Origin of the sequence: Flavobacterium microcysteis (assembly GCF_006385255.1) — a bacterium.
Taxonomy (GTDB): Bacteria; Bacteroidota; Bacteroidia; order Flavobacteriales; family Flavobacteriaceae; genus Flavobacterium; species Flavobacterium microcysteis.
Genome location: NZ_VFJE01000041.1, coordinates 1 through 2,408 on the forward strand (window position 1 = coordinate 1; position 2,408 = coordinate 2,408).

The window sequence follows — 2,408 nt, forward strand, 5'->3', positions numbered from 1 at the left end:
AAATTTTTTTTCAAAAAAAGCTTGCAGGACTCGAAAAGAGTGTTACCTTTGCAGCCGCTCCGAGAGGGGCGACAGAAAACAAGAAGAACACGTTCATAGACATATTGGATTGACAGCAAATTAAAGAATTAGAGAGCAAGGCGGATCGGTGAGATCTGCGCACAAGCCGAAAACGTCTTATAATATTAAAATATACGATGAAGAGTTTGATCCTGGCTCAGGATGAACGCTAGCGGCAGGCCTAACACATGCAAGTCGAGGGGTAGAGGGTGCTTGCATCCTTGAGACCGGCGCACGGGTGCGTAACGCGTATGCAACCTACCTTCCACAGGGGAATAGCCCAGAGAAATTTGGATTAATGCCCCATGGCACAGCGAGACGGCATCGTCTTGCTGTTAAAGTAACAACGGTGGAAGATGGGCATGCGTCCCATTAGCTAGTTGGTAAGGTAACGGCTTACCAAGGCTATGATGGGTAGGGGTCCTGAGAGGGAGATCCCCCACACTGGTACTGAGACACGGACCAGACTCCTACGGGAGGCAGCAGTGAGGAATATTGGTCAATGGTCGCAAGACTGAACCAGCCATGCCGCGTGCAGGATGACGGTCCTATGGATTGTAAACTGCTTTTGTACGGGAAGAAACACTCCTACGTGTAGGGGCTTGACGGTACCGTAAGAATAAGGATCGGCTAACTCCGTGCCAGCAGCCGCGGTAATACGGAGGATCCAAGCGTTATCCGGAATCATTGGGTTTAAAGGGTCCGTAGGCGGCCCTGTAAGTCAGCGGTGAAATCTTCCAGCTCAACTGGGAAACTGCCGTTGATACTGCAGGGCTTGAATTGCCGGGAAGTAACTAGAATATGTAGTGTAGCGGTGAAATGCTTAGATATTACATGGAATACCGATTGCGAAGGCAGGTTACTACCGGCGGATTGACGCTGATGGACGAAAGCGTGGGGAGCGAACAGGATTAGATACCCTGGTAGTCCACGCCGTAAACGATGGATACTAGCTGTTCGGCGCAAGCTGAGTGGCTAAGCGAAAGTGATAAGTATCCCACCTGGGGAGTACGAACGCAAGTTTGAAACTCAAAGGAATTGACGGGGGCCCGCACAAGCGGTGGAGCATGTGGTTTAATTCGATGATACGCGAGGAACCTTACCAGGGCTTAAATGTAGACTGACAGGTCCGGAAACGGACTTTTCTTCGGACAGTTTACAAGGTGCTGCATGGTTGTCGTCAGCTCGTGCCGTGAGGTGTCAGGTTAAGTCCTATAACGAGCGCAACCCCTGTCGCTAGTTGCCAGCGAGTAATGTCGGGAACTCTAGCGAGACTGCCAGTGCAAACTGCGAGGAAGGTGGGGATGACGTCAAATCATCACGGCCCTTACGCCCTGGGCTACACACGTGCTACAATGGCCGGTACAGAGAGCAGCCACCCCGCGAGGGGGAGCGAATCTACAAAACCGGTCACAGTTCGGATCGGAGTCTGCAACTCGACTCCGTGAAGCTGGAATCGCTAGTAATCGGATATCAGCCATGATCCGGTGAATACGTTCCCGGGCCTTGTACACACCGCCCGTCAAGCCATGGAAGCTGGGGGTGCCTGAAGTCGGTGACCGCAAGGAGCTGCCTAGGGTAAAACCGGTAACTGGGGCTAAGTCGTAACAAGGTAGCCGTACCGGAAGGTGCGGCTGGAACACCTCCTTTCTAGAGAAAAGTCGCTTCGGCGCACGGGGCTCCAAAGCCCGCCTGCTCTCGCTGTTAGTTCAAAAAAAAACAAAAAAAGCAAAAAAAACAGAGTCTCGTAGCTCAGCTGGTTAGAGTACTACACTGATAATGTAGGGGTCGGCAGTTCGAGTCTGCCCGGGACTACTTTTTAGGGCTTTTGAAGGAAATTCTAGGGGTTGGCTAGCCGTAAAGTTGTGACTGGCAACTATAGATACGGGGGATTAGCTCAGCTGGCTAGAGCGCCTGCCTTGCACGCAGGAGGTCATCGGTTCGACTCCGATATTCTCCACACTTCCGTTAAGGAAAAAAGTTCATTGACATATTGGGATAAGAAAACATTTAAAAAGTAGAAAGCATGATGCGTACGCAAGTACGTATTGAAAGCGCAATAAGCAAAATAAGGGCGTATGGGGGATGCCTAGGCTCTCAGAGGCGATGAAGGACGTGATAAGCTGCGAAAAGCTGCGGGGACGGGCACACACCGATCGATCCGCAGGTATCCGAATGGGGCAACCCAGTGTGCTGAAGGCACATTACCCGATAGGGGGCGAACCCGCTGAACTGAAACATCTAAGTAGGCGGAGGAGAAGAAAACAAAAGTGATTCCGTGAGTAGTGGCGAGCGAAAGCGGATTAGCCCAAACCGGAGATGTTACGGCATTTCCGGGGTTGTAGGAC

2 tRNA genes and 2 rRNA genes are annotated in these 2,408 nt (G+C 51.5%); all 4 read left to right on the top strand.

Features of this window, described 5'->3' with window-relative positions:
* Window positions 1-194: 194 nt before the first annotated feature.
* A 16S ribosomal RNA gene (locus tag FJA49_RS00030) occupies window positions 195-1,710 on the top strand.
* Between the two features lie 91 nt (window positions 1,711-1,801).
* Window positions 1,802-1,875, top strand: a tRNA-Ile gene (locus tag FJA49_RS00035).
* Between the two features lie 71 nt (window positions 1,876-1,946).
* Window positions 1,947-2,020, top strand: a tRNA-Ala gene (locus FJA49_RS00040).
* A 98-nt stretch (window positions 2,021-2,118) separates the two neighbouring features.
* Window positions 2,119-2,408: ribosomal RNA gene (locus FJA49_RS00045) — 23S ribosomal RNA — on the top strand; the annotation flags it as partial.